This window comes from Actinoplanes sp. CA-015351 (assembly GCF_050955685.1).
GTDB lineage: Bacteria > Actinomycetota > Actinomycetes > Mycobacteriales > Micromonosporaceae > Actinoplanes.
The window spans coordinates 7328367-7347728 of sequence record NZ_CP192102.1; the positions used below are offsets into that span (position 1 = coordinate 7328367).

Sequence of the window (19362 nt, forward strand, 5' to 3'; positions counted from 1 at the left end):
TTTCAACCCGCCGAGCCCGCCGAGCCCGCCGAGCCCGCCGAGCCCGGGGCCCACGGTGCGCGCCCAACCCGCCGAGCCAGGGGCCCACCGTGTTCGCGCGGCCCCGGCGACCCGGAAGCCCACCGTGTGCTCGCGTTTCGCCTAGCCGGGAGTCCACGGTGTGCGCCCGGCCCGGCACAGCGCAGCCCGGCCCGGCACAGCCCGGCGCGGGTTGGCCTGGCCCGGCGCGGTGGTGGCTCACCGTGTGCCCTCGTCCACCTGGTCGAACCTCAGCGCACGGCCCGCGTGGACGAAGCCGCACGCAGTGCCCGGCCTGCGTGGACGAAGCCGCACGTAGCGCCCGGCCAGCGTTGCCGAGGACTCACGCAATGACAACGTGCGACTTCATCCACGCCAGGGCCGAGATACGAGTTCACACACGCACTATGTGAGGCCTCATCACCGCCGCGGGCCGCTTACGTGTGCCCACATCTCGGCGGCGAGCAGACGATCAAGCTCAAGCCCATCGGCAACCCTCGGCAAATCAGCCTTACGCCGCGTAGCCGCCCAGCGATCGTCGACGATGAAGCGCGCGTATTTGTGGAGTTCTGCTGAGGTCAGAGCGACCACGATCCTCCAAGATCTGCGACACACCCCAGAGCACCCTCACACCCCGTGACACGGGCGAAGGCTCGGAGCCGAGACCTGGCGGACGCCGACGACGCGTGTCGCCTTCAGGCGTGAACGCACCCCAATTCGACACACCCGGCCGCGGTAGCACCACCGGTAGCGACACCAGCGGTAACGGCACAAGTGGCACTAGCGGTAACGGCACCAACAGCACCAACGGTAACGGCAGCACCAACGGCACCAGCGGTAACGGCAGCACCAACGGCACCAGCGGTAACGGCAGCACCACCGGCACCAGCGGTAACGGCAGCACCAACGGCACCCGCGGTTACGGCACCACCACCACTACCACCGCCACCAGCTCAGGTCACGAACGTCCATCTGGAGTTGAGGGCGTAGTTCAGCGCCGGAATCAGCACGATCGCCACCGCCTGCACCACCGCAAACGGGCCGCCCAGCACCTCCGCGCCCACCCACAACACCACGGTGTTCAGCGCGAACGCAGCCGCCGTAACCACCAGGAACCGCACCCCAGCAGCCCCATGCCCCCGCGCTGACCGGAAAACCCAGGTGTGCTGCAAAAGATAAGAGACCACCACACTCGCCATGAAACCGACGGCCGATGCGACAACCGGCCCCAATGCCCGCACCAACGCGAACCCCACCCCGAGATGAGTGACCGCGCTCAGCCCGCCACTCACGCCGTACCGAAAAAGCCGCCCGAAATCACCGATCGGCATGCTGTTCGACAACCCACTGCTCCGGAACAGCAGGCTCCCCCGAACCCGAACCCGAACCCGAACCAGAACCAGAACCCAACCCCGAACCCAACCCCGAACCCGAGAAAACCGACCTCTCCTGCACCAGATACCGCGGCCTCCCCCGCACCTCCTCGTGGATCCGGGCCAGGTACTCCCCGATCACCCCGAGCCCGAGCAGCACGAACGTCCCCGTCACCAACAGCAGCAGAATCACCGTGGTGAACCCCGCCACCGACCCGCCGTTGACCCACCGGACAAGCGTCTGCACCCCGAGAACCAGCGAGAACAGCGCGAACCCGATCCCCGCCATCGTCACCAGGTGCAGGGGCGCCGACGTGAACGAGGTCAGCCCATTCACCGCGAGCCGGCACAGTCCGCGCACCGACCAGCGGGATGCGCCACCCTCCCGGTGATCGATGTCGATCTCGACGGTGGCCCGGGTGAACCCGATCCAACTGCTCGTCCCGCGGAAGAACGACGAGTGCTCCGGCATCCGCAACAGCGCATCAAGCGCAGGACGACCGAGCAGCCGGAAATCCGTCGCGTCCACAAGATCAACCTTGGTCAGCCCGGTGAACGCCTTGTTGAAGACGCGGGAGCTGAGCCGGTTGCCGAGCGACTGCCCGGTCCGATTCCGTTTCACCGCCTCGACGACGTGTGCGCCGTCCTGCCAGCGCCGGACCATCGCGGGGATCGCGGCCGGCGGGTGCTGGAGATCCGAGTCGATCACCACGACGGCGTCGCCTGACGCCTGTTCCAGCCCCGCGAGCAGGGCGGCCTCCTTGCCGAAATTACGGGAGAGCCGCATTCCGCGTACCCGGGAATCCAACCGTGAGTGATGCGCGATGCGCGACCAGGAGTCGTCGGTCGACCCGTCGTCGATCAGCAGGAACTCGTAGCGCAGACCGGCCTCGGTGAGGATCTCGCCGACGCGTTCCAGGAACCGGTCGACACCGTCGCCCTCGTTGTAGATCGGCGCCACCACGGAGATCAACGGATCATTCATCGAAGCCTCAAAACCTGACAGAACGGAACGCCGGCCAGCGCCTGTGCGGCGGCGTCGAGTGATTCGGTGAGCCGTTTCTGACGTACCGGCTCGCCGTCGAGATGACGCAACCCTTCGTCGAGCAGTGCGCACCGCCGCTGGTTGCCGGCCGGGCTTCGTTCGAAGCCGCCGACGGCGAGCGCGATCCGGTTGTCGAGCTGCGCCGACGCCCAGGACGCCGAGGTGTTGGCGTAGGCCCGGTTCGCGGTGGTGGAGACCGTCGCGCAGAGGACCAGAGCGGCCAGGATCACCGCGGGCGCGGACCGTGAGGAGCGCGCGACCAGCAGCAACACCGCGACGGCGAGCAGCATCCCGGCCGGCACGGTGACCGCCGAGTCCCGCCAGCCCTGTTCGATCAGCGCCCGCACGTCGAAGTAGTCGTGCACCTCGACGCTGAGCGCCGCCGGCAACGCGCCGAATCCCAGAAAGGCTCCGGCAGCGATTGCCAGGCCACGAAGCGGTCCGCCGCCGGGTCGCGTCGCTTCCGAAAAGACCTTGAGGGTACGCACGGAAAGCCCCGCGATCAGCAGGAACGCCACGATCGGCAGCACGCCCCAGAGCCAGTTCCCGGTGCTCTTCTCGGTAGCCGACTGCCACTGTGCCGGCGGGAGCCAGGCCAGCATCCGCGCGGGCAGCACCAGCAGCGAGCGGGCGTCGACGACGACGTCCGAGCCGTGGTAGCAGCCGCCGTCCGAGCAGTACCCCCGGATGATCCAGCGGACGACCGCGAAGACCGGCAGGAACCCGGCCCAGAGCAGCGCCGCGAGCCGCACCCCGGACGAGGTGAGCAGCTCCCGTTGCCGCTGCCCGAGGACGAACCAGCCGCGGGCCAGGACCGCGACGGTCGCCAGCGGCCCGGCGAAGTACGCGGGTTCGTTGAAGACGGCAAGCGCGCCGCCGGTGGTGACCGCCAGAACGGCGTGCCACCAGCGCAGCCGTTCGAGCCGGCAGGCCGCCGCGGCGACCAGCAGGACCAGCGCCGACGTGCTCAGGTACAGCCCGCCGAACAGCGTCGTGGTGCTGTTGGTTCCGGCGGCGACCAGACCGCCCGCTACGGCGTACGGAAGAAGCAGCGCGACAAGCGACGGCGTGGAACCGAAAAGCGGTCCTCGAGTCAGCACGCTCTCCGCGAAGATCACGACAGCGGTGGTGAGCGCGACGGCGGCGCCGGCCGTGACCAGGCGCAGCATGATCGCCGGGGAGACGTGCAGCTGTTCCGCGCCGAGCAGGACCAGCAGGTCGAGGAACTTCTCCAGCATCCGGCCGAGCGGGCGGAAGTTGCCGAGCCGCAGGTACGTCTCGCCGGTGCCGATGGTGTGCGTGATGATCCGTTGCGGGTGGTCGAGGAAGAGCCCGCCGTGCCAGTAGATGTTGAACCGGTGGTCGCCGCGGGGCGCGACCGCGATGAGCGGCAGCAGCACGATCATCGGCAGCAGCAGGCAGCGGCGCAGGACGTGACCCCAGAGCCGGGGTCCCGGCACGGATCGCCGTTGCGAATCCGAGCGGCCTTCCGATTGCTGCGGAAATATCACGGTTTGAGCGGTCACGACTGAGGCAACGACAGGTGCACGGGTGGGGTTGTGTCGATCTCGGACAGCAGATCGGGCAGGTTCGGCGGCGCCTCCGGATCGACGAAGATCACCTGTGCGGCGCCGTGATCGCGCGACAGGTGCGCGAGCCGCTCCGCGAGCACACCGTCCCACGGCCGGTCCGGCCGATGCTTCTCCCAGGTCACCCGGTCCGGCAGGTACTCCAGGATCAGCCCGGCCTTGCGCAGCAGCGAGAACGCCGGCTCGTCGGTGAGCACCACCGCCCGGTGATCAGTTTCGACAAGCAGCCGCCGCCGCACCGCCAGCACGAAGTCACGCAGCGCGTCCAGATCCAGCCCGATCGCCACGTACAGATGCGTCGGCAGCGGCGGCGCCGGAACCTTCTTCCGGCTCGCCGGCTTCGCCGGCTTACGCCGCACCTTGCGCACGATCCTGCGGGAGGAATGCAGCGGATTACGGGCAAAAGATACGAGGGTACGCCCTAACCGGTACGACCCACTGGCCCGGATCTTGCGGACCGTCTCCCGTTCGGTGTCCCGTTCGCCGGCCATTCCCTCGAACCGGGTCCGCCACGCGTCACGCTGCTGTTCGATGGTGCGCAGCCGGACGACGAGAGCGTCGACCGCTGCCCGCTCGGTGAGTTCGGTCGTGTCGTCAGACATGGGTCACCCTCCGGGAGGTTCGTCGGTCGGCCAGCTCGGACAGCCAGCGGGCGGCTTCCGCAGCACCGTTGCCGGGTGCCACCTCGAGGCAGCGGCTGCTGAGCTGTTCCCGCACGTCGGGACGCACTGCCCGGGTCAGAACCCGGTCCAGGTCCTCGCCGTCCGGATCCTCGATGATCAGCGCGGCCCCGGCGGCCGCGGCGAACCGGGCCCGGCTCACCTGGTCGTCCAGCGAGGTCTCCCGGTTCGGCACGAACACCGCCGGTACGCCGAACGCCAGCAGCTCATGGAACGAGTTGTATCCGGACGCGCTGATCACCAGGTCCAGCCCGCGCAGATACCGACTGATCGGGTAGAGCTTCACCAGATGGGCACCGGGCACCGGCTGCATCGGCTCGGTGGCGATCGCGGACTCGGCGAGCACCATCTGGAAGCCGGCTTCACGCAGGTGACCGGCGATCCGCGCGACCGGCGACGAGATGTCGTTGATGTTGCCGGCGCCGAGCTGGAGCAGCGCGGCCGGCCGGTCCGGCGAGAGGCCGAGAGCCTGCCGGGCGGCGGCCGGGTCGACCAGCTCGTCGGAGTCGAGATAGGTGATCGGGTCGACCGTGTGCACCCCGGCCCGATCGGTGACGGTCGGGCCCTCGTCGGCCGCGGCAGCGAACTCGCCCGGTTCCAGGATCGCGTCGAAGTATCCGCCCCGCTCGATCCACTCGGTGCCGGTGTCCCGCCGCCACATCGGCCGCCGCACCCAGACCCAGGTGATGTCCGGGCGCGCCCGGACCGCGGCCACGATGCCGTCGTGCGGAACGCTGTCGACCGCGACCACTGCCGGTTCGTGCAGGTCGATCAGCTGCTCCAGCCGGCTGCTGAGCATGTCGGTCCAGCGCTGCCGGGGCAGCTTCAGCACGCTGCGGGACGGGATGTACTCGGTGAGGAAACCCTCCCGGTGCGCCACCGAGGCGCCGTGCGACTGGGTGGCGATCACCGTGGGTGTGCCGGGCGGCAGCCGCCGGCCGATCGCCATGAGCCGCGACAGATGGCCCAGGCCGACACCGTTGTCACTGACCATGAGGACACCCCGGGACCGGCCGGACGCGCGTGAACCGGCCGGGCGGCGTACCTCCACGTCGGTGCCCGGGCCGGGCGGCCGCACGCCACGCTCGGCGAGCCGGTCGCAGTGCGAGGCGTACCCGAAGCGGGACTCGACGAAATCCCGGGCCCGCCGCGCCACCTTGCGGTATCGCTGCTTGTCGGCGTGCAGCTCGCGGACGAGCGGGAGCACACCGGCCGGAGTCGTGTAGAGCGCCGCGTCACCGAAGATCGGCCGGAAGTGCTCGCCGATCAGCACCGGGACGCCTGCCGACATCGCCTCCATGATCGTCCGGCCGAACGCCTCGACCAGGTCCGGGTCGTGGAAGTAGACGAAGAAGTCGATGGTGCCGAGGAACTGCCGGGGCGGCATCGAGCCGAACTCGACGATTTCCCACCCGGCCGGTTTGCGGCCCAGCTTCTCGACGGCCAGCTCGCCGCCGCCGAGTACGCGTACCCGGACGCCCGGGTCGTCGGGATAGGCCTGGAGAAGCTCTTCGGTGGTGCGCGGCCACTTCACCGGATCGGGGCGGCCGTGCCGGCCGATGACCGGTATGTCGTTGTTTGCTGCGGAGCGCTGGTCTTTTGTCTTTTCGGGGATCCACCACTCGGCCACGTCGATGATCTCGTGCCAGTCGGTTGCGGTCAGCGGTGCGTCCGGCGCCGAGCGCAGCACTTCGGTACGCACCTGCGGGCTGATCGGCGCCCACTCCAGATTCGTACCGAAGTAGCCCTCGATCCGCTCCCGGACCGCCGCGAAGTCGTAGTAGAGGGCCGGGTCGCTCGCGTCGCCGGGCGCCTGGTTCAGCACCATCACGGTGCGATCCGCGGTCACCCGGGGCACCGACGCCAGATCGGCCGTGAAGATCCGGGGCTGGCGGAGCACGAAGAGCTTCGCGCGGGTCTGCTCACCCTCGACGGCCAGGTGCGCCGAACCGTCCTTGAGAAGCTCCACGATCAGGGGATTGAAGGGGCGGTCCCGCTTGAGGTGTGGCGACCTGACCTGGACCAGCACTGTGGAGAGCCCGGCCCGGGCCTGTGCGCGTACCTCGGCGGCGATGCTGGCCGAAGTGCCGCCCGGGTAGCGGAAATCCGAGAGGATCGCCACGTCATGGACGTTCTCGGTCATGCGATGTTCTCCGATGTTCAGCGTCCGGTGCCTGGCGGCTGTCGGTGTCAGGCACGACGGCTGCGGGTGTCAGGCCTGACGGCTCCACAACGAACGGCGCTCGTCCAGCGTCACGCTCGCACCTGCCCGGGCGTTGATCCTCCTAGGCACCGCGATATCACCCGGCAGGAGCACATGCGCAGGCAGCACACGACACCGGACGCGTACGGAACCGAGCTGCTCGAACGGCAGTGGCAGGAAATCTCCGGCGGATCACCAGCCGGACCGGCCACGGCCGCTCTGCACACCCGGTCGGCCTCGGCCCGCGCGGTGATGGCATATGCGGCGGCACGCCGGTCGGTCGACGACCTGATCGGCGGCGCCTACGAGGGACGGCTGTTCCCGGACGCCGACCCGTGGATCTTCGGCGAACTCGCCCGGGTGATCACGCTTCAGGACCTGTGGCCGGAGGACCGGGCCGATGCCATGGTCCTGCTCGACTCGCTGCTGCGCACCTTCGGCACCGTCGGCGTCGCACCGCAGCACCAGGGCCTGCACGCCCAACTGGCGTACGCCACAGGCGACCTGACCCGCACCGAGAAACTGCTCGCCGACTATCCGGAGATCCCCGATCCGGTACGGACCGCGCTGGTCGTGGACCTGACCACCGGCGACGACTGGATCCGCCGGTTCCTGGGGTTGTTGCCGGCGCCCGGGTTCACCCTGGACGGTGAGATCGGGCCGCGGTTCGACCGGATCCGCGCCGACCGGGTCGACCGGGTCGGGTCGGCACACCGGATCAGCACGATCGTCACGACGTACCAGCCCGGGTTGTCGCTGCTCACGACCGTACGGTCGCTCGTCGCGCAGACCTGGACCAACCACGAGATCCTGGTCGTCGACGACGGCTCCGGGCCGGGCCACGACGCGGTGCTGGCCCGGGCCGCCGCACTCGACCCGCGGGTACGGATCCTGCGGATGCCGGAGAACGGCGGCACCTACCTGGCCCGCAACGCCGGGCTGGACGCGGCCACCGGCGAATTCGTCACGTTCCAGGACTCCGACGACTGGTCGCACCCGCTGCGGCTGGAACGCCAGGCCGCGCCGCTGGCGGCCGACCCCGCGATCTTCGCCACCACCTCGAACGGCATCCGGGTCACCGAGGACCTGGTGGTGACCCGTCCCGGCGTCGCCGAACACCGGTCGTACAACCTGTCCTCGCTGATGATCCGCCGGGAGGCCGCACTGGCCCGCCTCGGATATCTGGACACCGTCCGCAAGGGCGCCGACGCCGAGTACGTCGAACGGGCTCGCGCCGTCTTCGGCCGCCGTGCCGTGCACCACCTGGGCGGCGAACCGCTGGCCCTGATCCGTTTGTCGGCCGGCTCGCTGTCCAGCGCGGACATCCGGCCCGGGTGGATGCATCCGGCGCGGCACGCGTACCTCTCGGCCTTTCAGAGCTGGCACACCCACGTGGCCGCAGGCCGCGCGGAGGCCTTGCGCCCCCGCGAGATCGGCGCCCGTCCATTCGCCGCGCCGCGGCGCTTGCGGGACGCGCCGGCCGCGCCTCGCTCGTTCGTCAGCGTGGTGGTGGGTGAGCCGCTGCCCCCATCGGTGGACGAGGCGGTGCCCTCTCAGGAACCATTGAACTCTCAGCCGTTGCACTCTCTGACGGCCGTCACGGGTGAGCTGCGATCCCTGGCCCCGGCGCCGGCTTCGGCTCTCGTGGTCGAGGGATCGGTTGTCGACGTGCCTCAGGAACTGGTCGCCGCCTCTGTTTCCTCGCAGGATCTCGTGGTGCGCTCGGGCGGCTCGCAGGAGCTGGATCTCGCGACGCCTTTCCCCGAAGACGATGTGGTCCCGGAGGTGCTCCCGGAGCGCGACTACGACCTGATCATGGCGGCGGACTGGAGCACGCCGGAGAGCATGGCCCGGCCGTCCGGCGAGCGCCTGCGGGCCGTCGCCGTGCCGGGACGTTCGGTCGCGGTGCTGCACCTGAACCTGCTGCGCAACGTGACCGGCAAACCCGCCAACCTCGACCCGGACGTCCAGGAAATGATCAATTCCGGACGAGTGGACCAGGTCGTGATCTCCGACGACGTGACCGCCCGCCTGGTCCTCGTGCAGGACCCGGCGCTTGTCGCCTTCGCACCCGGCTATCCGTCGGCGATCCGCGCCGACCGCGTGGTGATCGAAGCCGACCCGGTCTGGGGCGACGCCGCCTTCCACTGCGAGGCCGAAGCCCGCCGCCTGTTCGGCGTGGAGCCCTGGTGGGCACCCGCCGGCGCCGCCGAACGACACCAGCTGGCCGGCGGCCCGTTCGGCATCCGGCTCGCGAAGGCGGACGTGCCCGGCACTGTCGACCCGGAACGCTGGCGCCTGCACCGCACCGGCTCCCGCTCGGACCGCCCGGTGATCGGCCGGATCCTGCTCGACCGCCCCGGCGCCACCGCCGCCGCCGAATGGCTGCGCCTGCGCGAGGCGCTGCCCGCTTCAGCAGGCTTGGACGTACGCGTCCTGGCCCCCGAACCGCCCGCGAAACTCCCCAAGGGCTGGCTGGTCTACGGGCGCCCCGACCTGGGCCCCCGGGCGTTCCTGAACCAGCTCGACTTCTATCTGCACCTGCCCGCCGACGAACGAACCACCGCGCTGGACCCGGAACTGCTCGCCGCACTGGCAGCGGGGTGCGTCCCGGTCCTGCCGCACCGGTACCGGCCGCTGCTGGGGCCGGCCGCGATCTACTGCGAGCCGGAAGAGGTCGCGTCAACGGTGTCCCGCCTGCACCGCCGCCCCGACACCCTGGCCCAGCAGAGCCGCCGAGGCCGCGACATGGTCCGCCTGTCCCACCACCACGGCCGCTTCGCGGAGTCGATAACGGCCCTCCTTTCCCCCGACAAAGCCCCCTGACCACCCCCACCCCATCGCCCACCGCCGCGCCACCCCCGCGCCGTGCCGCCCCGCGGCGCCCCCGCGCCGCGCCCCGCCCCGCCGCCTGGATCTTGTGGACTTCCCCGCAGACGTGCCCGCACAACTCCACAAGATCGAACAAGCCCCGGCCGATCTTGCGGAGTTACACGCAAACGGTTCGCCAAACTCCACAAGATCGGCGAAGCACCGCGTTCACCACGCCGAAACCGTGAAGCACCACGTCACCACGTCACCACGTCACCACGTCACCACGGTGAAGTACCGCGTTCACCACGTCTGTTGTCGCGGCGGATCGCGGCAGAGCCGCACCTGGGTAGACGTTGAGCGCCCATGCGACTTCCGCCCACTGTGGTAGCGGGTGCCCCTACGCTGTCGACAGGAATGCCATGCCCAGCACCACGACGGATCCGAGCCCGCCCGTTATGACCTGCCTGCGGCACTCGTCCCACGGGACCCTCACGCAGGGCGAACGCCACCCCGCCGTCACTGGCCGAATCGTGGAAACCCGCAGGGCATAGAACACCCACGAGTCTCCACGATCCAGCATGTCTACCCGCCGTGATGGCCGAGCGTCACCACAACGCTCGCCCACTACCCGAAACCAACGTGCCGTCGATGACCGTCCCGCAAACTCGTGCACTCACGGTCGATCAGCCGGCCACACCGCACAAGATCTCCGAGCGGCACCGCGTACCGAGAAACCGCCACGACGCCCCGAACCCGTTACCGGTCCACAAATGGCGAAACCCGGGCAGCCAAAACTCGCCAAGATCGGCGTTGAGCCGGAGTGAGGGCGAGCCGCCCGCGCTCGGCGGGGATCAGGGCGCACGGAGGGGCACGATCACCGAGATGAAGCCGCACGCAACAACACCGTGCGGCTTCATCCACGTCCTGGCCGGTACAGGAGCTCACACAGGCACTCGGTGCGGCCTCATCACCCCTGCCCGCCCCTTGCGTGCGCCCGAGTCACGATCACCCGCCCGCTGCGTGTGCCCGCGTCACGGCTGCCCGCCCGCCGCACGCACCCACGCCACAATCACCCGACTCGCCGCACGCACCCACGCCACAATCACCCGACCCGCCGCACGCACCCACGCCACAATCACCCGACCCGCCGCACGCACCCACGCCACAATCACCCGACCCGCCGCACGCACCCACGCCACAATCACCCGCCCGCCTAAGGCCCGAGATCTGCTCCGGCTGGCCGACGCTGCTGCCGCAAGAGCGCCGATACAGCAGTGCCCCCGTCAGAACGCCACCGGACTACTGGTGAGGGCCTTCCCACGGAAGTTTGTGGTCCAGCAGCGGAGCCACCAGCCTGGCGTACGCCGCGGTCAGGTGGTTGCTGTCGCGATAGACCAGCCGATTGCCGACCACCAGCGGGCACCTCTCCGCGCACAGCCACGGCAACGGGTCGATCGTCGGCACCTTCGCCGCGTTCGCGGTGGCCCGCTGAATGGCCCGCCACCCCGGCTCCAGCACCACCATGTCCGCCGGCGGCGCGCACGTGCCGATCGCTGCCGGTCGGGTGGCCAGGCAATCAGCCGGGTCGCCGGCGAGGAACGGCGTGTCGCCGAGTACCGCGACCGCCCCCGAGCTGCGCTGGAGCGTTGCCAGGGTGCGGGCCCAGCCGGACCGCCACACGGCTTCCGGGTCGGGCGGGTCGCCGGTCAGCAGCGCCCGATAGTTCACGCTGGACGAGACCACCACGAGATCGGCCTTCAGCTTGCCGATCTTGCGAAGAATCTGCCGGCGCCAGGTGTCGCACTCGGTGTACCGGCGCTGGGCCCGGCGTTCCTGCAGCTCCAGGCCGGCCGGGCTGCACGCGCTACGGGTGTAGACGATCAGCCGCCAGTCCCGTTTGCGCGCGAGATCCTCGAACGCGGGGAACCACTGCAGGGCATGCGAGTCGCCGAAGAGCACGACGGTCCGGTCGGCGTCGACGTTGGCGTACTCACAATCGGTCTCCGGCCGGAACGGACCGGTCAGGCCGACGTGGCAGCCTTCCTCCTGCGGCGCGGACCGCTCACCGGCGGCCGTCTCGAACGCGGGCGTCAGGTTCTCCGGCACCTTCGTGGCGGTCTGCGCCTCCGCGATCATGTGCTTGAGCTGGGCGGCCGGATCGACGGCGCGGGCCATCAGCTTGCGCGCGTCCGGGACCGCGTCACCGGTCGGCACCAGCGGCGGGAAGATCATGCCGAGGGCGGCGAGACCCGCTGCCACAACGGACAGGGCAAACCCGAAACCCAAACCCCTTCTTGGGTACGGCTGCCAGAAGCGATGATGGCGCACCGGGTTCTCCAGCAGGTGATGACTCAGCGCGGCAAGGCCGAGCGCACCGGCGGCCACTCCTGCTCGGGCCCACAGCCCGGCCGGGGCCAGGAACAGCAGCGGCCAGTGCCAGAGGTACCAGCCGTACGACATCCGGCCGACCCAGCGCATCGGCCAGGTCTCCAGGAGGCGGTTCCCGCCGGACGCGATGACCGCGGCGGCGCCGGCCACCGGCAGCAGCGCCGCCGTGCCGGGGAACGGCGTGCTCTCCTTGTAGATCAGCGCGGCCGCGACCACCGCGGCGACGCCGAACCAGCCGAGCATCGGGCGACGGCGTCCAGCGCCGGTCACCGCGAGCGCGAGCAGCGCGCCGACGCCCAGTTCCCAGGCCCGGCTCAGCGAGCCGAAGTACGCCCACGGCGCGGCCCGATCCAGCTCGTACACGCTCCAGCCCAGCGACGCGAGCACGCCGAGGGTGAGCACCGTGCCGGGCAGCCATCGCCAGCGCCGGGCGCCGATCGCGAGCACCGCGATCAGCACCGGCCAGACCAGGTAGAACTGCTCCTCGACGGCGAGCGACCAGAAGTGCTGGAACGGCGAGGGCAGCTCACCGGCGAAGTAGTCGGTTCCGGCGTCTGCCAGCCGCAGGTTCATCGTGTACGTGGCGGCGCCGACCGCGTCGGCCGCGTACCCGCCGAAGCGGGGCGGCGGGGCGAGCCACCAGGCGCCGGCCAGGGTCGCCGCGATCACCAGGGTGGCCAGCGGCAACAGCCGGACCGCCCGGCGCGCGTAGAACCGGGGCAGGTCGAGGCGCCCGGTGTTGAGCAGTTCGGCCCGCAGCAGCGAGGTGATCAGGAAGCCGGAGATGACGAAGAAGACGTCGACGCCGACGAAGCCGCCGGCCACTCCGGGCACGCCCACATGGGCGAGCACCACGAGCAGCACGGCGACGGCCCGCAGGCCTTCGATGTCCGCCCGGTACCGGGGGCGGCTGGGCGCCGCGGCAGGCGCCGGACGGACGTCGGGTGGCGACAACGTCGTGGTCATCGGGTCAGCCGTGCGCGGCGGCCATCGCGGGTGGACGGGCGAACGCCAGCACCGCGTGCCGGCCGAGGATCTCGCCCTCCCTGGTCAGCCCCTCGAACCGTTCGGTCCAGGCGGCAAGCGCGGCCTGCTCGTCCTTGCGGCCGGCGTCGTCGAAGATCAGCGTCGCGCGGTCCGCGAGGCGCTTCTCGATCATGTGCAGAGCCGGGAACCGGGCGTCCGCCCCGATCGCCGCGGGCGGCCCGTCGATCAGCACGAAGTCGATGTCGTGCAGGTCGGACAGGGTCTCCGGGTCGTACCAGGGGTAGTCCCGGCCGTCGATCGACGCCGGCGTGAGCGGCGCGTCCCGCACCTCGGCGACCTCGTTGAGGCCGTGCGCGGCGAGCACCGCCCGGGTACGCCGGGCAAACTCCACATCGTGGTCCAGTGAGATCAACCGGCCACCGGACTGCTCCAGCGCGTACGCGATCCACACCGACGAGGTGCCGCTGCCGAGCTCCAGCACCAGCCGCGGCTGCCGGACCCGGATCAGGTGCAGCAGCTCCAGCAGGTCGGTCGGGTTGAGCGCCCAGTCGCCGGAGGACGGCATCGGCGCACGTGGCACGAAGCCCTGGAACAGCTGAACGGTCGCCTCCAGCTCGCGGGGCAGCCCGAGCACCTGTGCGGAGCTGGCCTTGCGATCGGCGACCTGCTTCACCCGGCCGATCGCCTCGGCCAGTTCCATGTGGCGGTCGCCGGCGGTGAGCCGTTCCCGCTCCACGGCGGCGACCAGGCGGCGCTGCATCTCCTCGACGGTGGTGCGCAGGTCACGCTGGGCGGCGAGCCCGGCTTTCTGCACGCCGGCCAACCGGCGCAGCACCACGAGCAGTACCGCCAGCGTCAGGCCGGCGAGCAGCCCGAGCAGAGCGGTCGCCACCTGGGCGTACCCGGTGACGGCGGCGGCCGCTACGCCGGCACAGAGGACGCCGGCACCGCACAGGGCGGCGGCCTGCCGTCCTGAAAGGCTCGGCAGCCGGCGGGCGGCACGCCGGCCGATACGGGTCAGGGAACTCATCCGGGCACTCCTCATCGCTGCGTTCACCTCGGTAACGGCGGTGGACACGCCCCCGTTACGCCCCGGCGGCGGGCACCCGCTGGGAGGGGGTTCCGGCCGGTGGGCGAGCCAGGGCTCCGATCCGGTCGGCGAACTCTCCGGGCCGATGATCACGGGCGATCGCCGCACGGGCACGGCGGCTCTGTTCCGCGTACCGTCGTGGCTCGTTCTGGAAGCGGCGGATCACCTTGGGCACGGATGCCGGGCCGCAAGCCACCGCGAGGTGGCCGTAAGCGTCCTTGAGCCGTTCCGGCACCAGCACGACGCAGCCGGTCGCGGCCGCTTCGAGGGCCGCCCGGGCGAGCAGCTCCGGCGTCTGCTCGGACGGGAAGTGCAGGTAGAAGTCGATCTGCGCGACGAAGGTACGCGGATCAAGATCCGCCGGCTCGTAGACCAGCCAGGACACCGGCAGCGTGCCGGGCCGCAGCGGGTTCTCCGGCAGCCGCAGCCGCACGTCGGCCCCGCGGCAGCGACGTGGCACGGCGAGCGCCGTGGCCAGGTCACCGGGCCACTCCCCCGAGTCGCAGAGGTCGGCGCCGATCACCGGCGGGCCACCCGGATCGGGCAGCGGCCGGCGGACGTCCTGCGGCTCGACCACCAACGGGAGATCAAAATCAGTCAGCTCGACACCGTCGGGCAGGGCTGCCCGGATCCCCGCGTCCTGCGGGCACCACAGCGGCTCCACCCCGAAGAGCCGCCGCACCGATGCGGTCGCGGCGTCCACGGTGTACCGGCGGTCGCTGCCGTCCTGCCGGGCCGGCGCGCGGTCGGCGACCACCATGACCCGGCGTGGCCGCAGCCCGCAGCCGCCCTCCGGGGCGAACTGGAGTACCTCCGGCTGCCGCACGATCAGCAGGCCCGCCTCGATCCGGTCACTCTCCAGGACCTGCGTCACCTGACCGGTGTTGATCAGCTGTTGCACGCCGGGGCTGAGCAGGCGGCGCTGCCGGTTCACCGACCGCAGCGACTCCAGGTGCATGATCGCCACGGAGAGGCCGGACTGGCGCAGCGCGCGTACCTCGGCCAGGGCGGCCCGCTGGGTGCCGGTCAGGAACCGCCAGTCGGCCGCGATCACCACGTCCCAGCCGGGTGCGGCCGAGCCGCCGGTGAGGTGCGGCGGCGCCACGAACGGGCGCTCCCGCGCCCCGGGATCCCGGCGCAGCGGCGCGCCCGAGGCATGCCAGCAGCGATAGGCCGACATGTACGCGGTCCGCGCCGGATGCATCCAGTACGCGCGGATCTCGGCCCGGGACAGCGAGCCCTCGGAGAGCCGGATCAGGGCAAGCGGCTTCGCCACCCGGCGTACCGAACCCGGTCCGAACGCCGTCTCGATGCGTTCCATGAACTCCGAGTCGGCCGCTTTGCGTACCGTGTCGAACCAGCCGATCCGCTCGGTCACGGCCGCTCGCCGGAACAGCAGCGAGGAGACGTTGACCCGGCCCCGGCGAATACCCGGGCGGGTCATCACGAGCTGGTCGGTGACGCTGATGCCCTCCGAGGTGGTGGCGACCACCTCGGCGCGTTGGAGCATCGGCTGGATCTGCAGCTCGACGCGGCGCGGATGCGACCAGTCGTCGGAGTCCTGGAACGTGACGAACTCGCCGTGCGCGGCCTCGACGCCGGCGTTACGGGCCGCGTACGTCCCGCTGTTCGCGGCGAGCCGCAGCACCCGGACCCGGTCGTCGAGCGCCTCGGCCTCGGCCAGCACCGCGTCGTACTCCGGCGGTGAGGCGTCGTCGACCACGACGATCTCCAGGTTGCGCCAGGTCTGCTCGGCCACCGAACGGACCGCCGTGATCAGCCCGACCCCCGGCCGGTACGCCGTCACCACCACGGTGACCCGCTGATCAGCCTCGACAGCGTCGGCGTGGGCGGTGGTGGTGAGCCGGTCGAACGGCAGCCGTTCGGGCGCTGCCATCAGGGCCGGGACGGGCGCCGGGAAGAGCCGGCCGAACCGGCCCAGCCAGGTCTCCTCGGCCACCGACCCACCCGCGTACGGGTTGGCCAGGTCGATCTCCAGCGTCTCCCGGGCCGGCTGCGGTATCCGCCGGTACGCGGCGAGCAGGTCACGGGCCTGGGTCGGCCCCTGCCACGCGTACGCCAGCTGGGTGTGCAACGCCTGATGTGCCGGAGGCACCGCCCGTGCCCCGAGTGCGGTACGCAGCAGCGCGTAGAGCGCCAGCGCGTCCTCCCGGTCACCGGGCAGCTCGTCCTGCATGGCGATGGTCTGTGCCAGCCCGGCGAAGAGCGCCGGATCGACCCTGCGCCGGAATCTCTTGAGGCGGCGGGTGTCCCCCGTCCGGGCCGCCTCGATCAACTCCTCGAGAGTTCCCCTGGTGCCGGCCGCCGCGCGGGCAAGCACCCGTCTGGCCGCGACCGAGCGGTTACGCATGGCGGTGTGCGGTAGCGACAGCTCCGCTCCCGCACCGGCCAAAGTTACGTGATCGTCCAGCAACGCGACCGGCTGCGCCTCGGCCATCGACTCTCCGTCCGTGTACCCCGCGGTGTCGATCAGCTCAACGCGACGCGGTGGCCCGGGGTGACGAGAGCGATCAGACCGCGGCCAGGACGGCGGCCTCCACACGGTCTCGTTCGGCGGACTCCGACCACGTGCCCACGAGGTAGAAGGCGTCCACGACGTCACCTCCGAGAGTGGAGATGCGGGCGGCGCGGATTTCCGCTCCGGCCTCGTCCAGGGCGGCGGTCACCCGGTAGAGCAGGCCGGCCGAGTCGGCGGCCCGCAGCTCCAGCACCACCGCGTCGGTCGCCACGGCACGCTGCCAGACGACCCGGGGCGACGCGGTGCCGCCTCGGGCGCTCATGGCGCGTGCGCGTACCCGCTGGGTCACCGAGACGTCGCCGGCGGCGACGCGGCGCAGGTCCGCCGCGAGGGCGACCGGATCGTACGGCGAGCCGTACCGCGGCGAGGTGTAGAACTCCACGATGGCCCGGCCGTCCACCGTCGACGTGTTGGCGGCCACCACGTCCAGCCGGTGCATGGCGAGGCAGGCCGCCACTCCGGCGAGCAGGCCGCGCCGGTCGGCCGCCGCGACCGCCACCCGGTCACCGTCCAGGTGGACCGCCGGCAGGCCGCCGTCGAGCAGCTCCGGGTCAGGCTGGGGTGGTTCGGGCAGCTCACCGGTGTCCAGCGCGGTGTGCACCTTGCGGACCAGCTCGGCCATGAGCCGGCCTTTCCAGTCCGACCAGGCGGCCGGACCGGTGGCGTGCGAGTCGGCGCGGGCCAGGGCGTGCAGCAGGTCCAGGGTGGCGCGGTCGCCGACGGCCTCGGCCACCGCGGAGATGGTTTTCGGGTCGCTCAGGTCGCGGCGGGTCGCCACGTCCGGGAGCAGCAGGTGCAGCCGCACCATCTTCTCGATCGTCGCCACGTCGGCCGGCGGCAGGCCGATCCGGGCCGCGATGTCGGCAGCGATCGGTGCGCCCACGATGCTGTGGTCACCGGGCAAGCCCTTGCCGACGTCGTGCAGGAACGCGCCGAGCAGCAGCAGGTCGGGCCGGTCCACCTCACGGGTGTACGTGGTCGCTTCGTACGCGGCCTGCACGAGGTGCCGGTCCAGCGTGTACCGATGGATCGGGTGGTGCTGCGGCAGGCTGCGCATCCGGGCCCACTCGGGCAGCCAGGCGTCGATCAGGCCGTACCGGTCGCAGGTCTCCCAGGCCGGCAGCAGGCCTTGACCGGAACCGAGCAGCGAGACAAGCGCGGCCCGCGCGGACGCCGGCCACGGCGTCGGCAGCGGCGGGCAGAAAGCGGCGAGCCATTCGCAGGTGGCGCGGGCGATCGGCAGCTGCACGGTGGCGGCCGCCGCGGCCACCCGCAGCGAGAGGCTGGGGTCCGGGACCGGGCCGATCGCGGTCCGGGCGAGGACCAGCTCACCGTCCTGCTCCACCACGTCACGGGCGACCGGGCGGCGGACGGGGGCGACCGGCACGCCGCCACGGCGGCGACCGTTACGCAGGCGGTCCACCGCGCGCCAGGCGTCGTCGACGGCATGAGCGACGGTACGCGCATCGCCCGACACCCTCCGCAGCAGCGCGTCGGCGTCCTCGATGTCGAGCAGGTCGGCGACGGCAGCGCGTTCCTGGGCGACCAGCCGGTCCACCCGGCGGCCGACCGCGAGGTGCAGGGCGTCGCGGGTGTCCAGCAGGCGCAGGCCGGCCGCGCGGACCGCGGGACGCATGGTGTCGGCGATGCCGGCCCGGCCGATGCCCCGCAGCAGCGTCAGGTCGCGCAGGCCGCCGGCGGCCTCCTTGAGGTCACCCTCGAGGAGGAAGGCGAGCTCGCCGTGCTGAGTCCAGCGGGCCGTGGTGATCTCGCGCAGTTGCGGCAGGAGCCGCACGGCGGTACGCCGCCACTGGTCACCGGTGGCGGCGATCAGCTCGGCGGAGAGTGCGGCATCCCCGGCCACGTGCCGGGCGTCCAGCAGGCCGAGCGACACCTTCACGTCGTCATGCGCCACGGAAAGGGCTTCAGGCAGGGTACGCACCGAGTGGTCCAGCCCGAGGCGGGCGTCCCAGATCGGGTACCAGAGCGAGGAGGCGATCCGGTCGATCCCGGCGGTGCCGTTGTGCACCAGCACGAGATCGAGGTCGCTGTAGGGCGCGCAGTCGCGGCGTCCCAGGCCGCCCACCGCGACCAGGCTGACACCGGGCAGGTGGGACGGGAAGAGTTCGGTCAGCCACACGTCGAGCGCCGCCGCCCGCTCATCGCGGGCGGCGGCGCCGATGTGGTCACGCAATTTGTCGAGTGAGCCGCCCGCAGCCGGACGTGCGGGGGGTGCCGGCGGCTCACTCAACGGGTTCGTCATGTAATTACAGGGCGTCGAGGCCGCGCTCGCCGGTGCGAACCCGGACCACGTCGTCGACCGACGTGACCCAGACCTTGCCGTCACCGATCTTGCCGGTCCGCGAAGCGCTGATCACGGCGTCGACGATCTTCTCGACGTCGATCTCGTCGGTCAGCACCTCGACCTTGATCTTGGGCAGGAACTCGACGGTGTACTCGGCACCCCGGTACACCTCGGTGTGGCCCTTCTGCCGGCCGTAACCCTGTACCTCGCTCACGGTGAGCCCGGCGACGCCCAGGGCGTGCAGAGCCTCCTTCACCGCGTCGAGCTGGTACGGCTTGATGACCGCGGTCACCAGCTTCATGCTCAGTCCTTCCATTGGAGCAGCCATCGG

General features: G+C 71.2%; 11 protein-coding genes. 1 reads left to right on the forward strand and 10 read right to left on the reverse strand.

What is annotated here, in order from left to right; translation table 11 throughout:
• Nucleotides 1-971: 971 nt before the first annotated feature.
• From ACQP2E_RS33250 to ACQP2E_RS33270, 5 genes are all read right to left on the reverse strand, one after another.
• The gene (locus ACQP2E_RS33250) at nucleotides 972-1349 is read right to left on the reverse strand and encodes a GtrA family protein (RefSeq protein WP_433826943.1); all 378 of its coding nucleotides are present in this window, start codon (nucleotides 1347-1349) and stop codon (nucleotides 972-974) included.
• Nucleotides 1336-2376, reverse strand: a complete 1041-nt coding sequence (locus ACQP2E_RS33255) for a glycosyltransferase family 2 protein (RefSeq protein ID WP_433826944.1) — start codon at nucleotides 2374-2376, stop codon at nucleotides 1336-1338. The genes ACQP2E_RS33250 and ACQP2E_RS33255 overlap by 14 nt, the downstream gene beginning before the upstream one ends.
• Complete coding sequence (locus tag ACQP2E_RS33260; RefSeq protein ID WP_433826945.1) at nucleotides 2373-3896, reverse strand: hypothetical protein; 1524 nt, start codon at nucleotides 3894-3896, stop codon at nucleotides 2373-2375. Before ACQP2E_RS33260 ends, ACQP2E_RS33255 begins: the two co-directional genes overlap by 4 nt.
• A 62-nt stretch (nucleotides 3897-3958) precedes the next feature.
• Nucleotides 3959-4627 (reverse strand): hypothetical protein, encoded by a 669-nt coding sequence (locus tag ACQP2E_RS33265; RefSeq protein ID WP_433826946.1) that lies wholly within the window; start codon nucleotides 4625-4627, stop codon nucleotides 3959-3961.
• A complete protein-coding gene (locus ACQP2E_RS33270) occupies nucleotides 4620-6848 on the reverse strand; it encodes a glycosyltransferase (RefSeq protein WP_433826947.1) in 2229 nt (742 codons plus the stop codon). Before ACQP2E_RS33270 ends, ACQP2E_RS33265 begins: the two co-directional genes overlap by 8 nt.
• A gap of 174 nt (nucleotides 6849-7022) precedes the next feature.
• Between ACQP2E_RS33270 and ACQP2E_RS33275 the strand changes: the two genes are divergently transcribed.
• Nucleotides 7023-9734: a glycosyltransferase family 2 protein gene (locus tag ACQP2E_RS33275; RefSeq protein ID WP_433826948.1), complete on the forward strand. Its 2712-nt coding sequence runs from the start codon at nucleotides 7023-7025 to the stop codon at nucleotides 9732-9734.
• 1287 nt (nucleotides 9735-11021) lie between these two features.
• On the opposite strand, the gene ACQP2E_RS33280 is transcribed toward ACQP2E_RS33275, so the two are convergent.
• The 5 genes from ACQP2E_RS33280 to ACQP2E_RS33300 all read right to left on the reverse strand — a co-directional run bounded on the left by ACQP2E_RS33280 (nucleotide 11022) and on the right by ACQP2E_RS33300 (nucleotide 19332).
• Entirely contained in the window at nucleotides 11022-13076 is a 2055-nt protein-coding gene (locus ACQP2E_RS33280; RefSeq protein WP_433826949.1) for an acyltransferase family protein, read from the reverse strand.
• Nucleotides 13077-13080: 4 nt separating this feature from the next.
• Nucleotides 13081-14127: an O-methyltransferase gene (locus ACQP2E_RS33285; RefSeq protein WP_433826950.1), complete on the reverse strand. Its 1047-nt coding sequence runs from the start codon at nucleotides 14125-14127 to the stop codon at nucleotides 13081-13083.
• A 55-nt stretch (nucleotides 14128-14182) separates the two neighbouring features.
• On the reverse strand, nucleotides 14183-16645 hold the full coding sequence (locus tag ACQP2E_RS33290; RefSeq protein ID WP_433826951.1) for a glycosyltransferase family 2 protein: 2463 nt from the start codon (nucleotides 16643-16645) through the stop codon (nucleotides 14183-14185).
• A 73-nt stretch (nucleotides 16646-16718) separates the two neighbouring features.
• Nucleotides 16719-18989, reverse strand: coding sequence for a [protein-PII] uridylyltransferase (locus ACQP2E_RS33295; protein ID WP_433826952.1), 2271 nt, complete (start codon nucleotides 18987-18989; stop codon nucleotides 16719-16721).
• Nucleotides 18990-18993: 4 nt separating this feature from the next.
• Nucleotides 18994-19332 (reverse strand): P-II family nitrogen regulator, encoded by a 339-nt coding sequence (locus ACQP2E_RS33300; RefSeq protein ID WP_433826953.1) that lies wholly within the window; start codon nucleotides 19330-19332, stop codon nucleotides 18994-18996.
• Between the last annotated feature and the right edge of the window lie 30 nt (nucleotides 19333-19362).